The following is a 384-nucleotide window of genomic DNA, read 5'->3' as shown; positions in this document are numbered from 1 at the left end:
CTTTGCTGACGAAGTTGTTGGCGCGACGGGTTCCGAGGTGATGGGCAGCGCGGCTCGAGACGCTGCGCCATACCCGCAGGCTAAGCTCGTCGGCACGCTTCAACTATCCACCGATTGGCACCACGTCCTCCTTTTTAGCCTGTACGGAAAATTCGGCTTCATCTGTTTGATCGATGAGCCAGGTTCGGGGCGAACTGGTGCCAAGTCCGTATAGTTGGCGGCATCCATGCGGCCGAACCTCTGACGGCGTGATCTTCGGATGTCATCGTCTCGCGAGCAAAGTTGTGGTCCGGCACGATAGTCCGGCGGCGGTTTAAGCGACACTCCTTCGAATGAACGATCAGCTGCTGGTCAAGCGGGAATAATATCGTCGCAGCGATGTCC

The 384-nt window shown here is 57.8% G+C and carries 1 protein-coding gene; it reads left to right on the top strand.

Going from position 1 to position 384, the window contains the following annotated elements:
- Positions 1 to 214 (top strand): hypothetical protein (locus tag EN874_RS34150; RefSeq protein WP_210238595.1); only part of this gene is annotated, 214 nt, incomplete at its 5' end.
- Positions 215 to 384 lie beyond the last annotated feature (170 nt).

The organism is Mesorhizobium sp. M1D.F.Ca.ET.231.01.1.1 (assembly GCF_003999155.2).
Lineage (GTDB): Bacteria > Pseudomonadota > Alphaproteobacteria > Rhizobiales > Rhizobiaceae > Mesorhizobium.
This window is presented reverse-complemented; position numbering and strand designations above follow the sequence as displayed.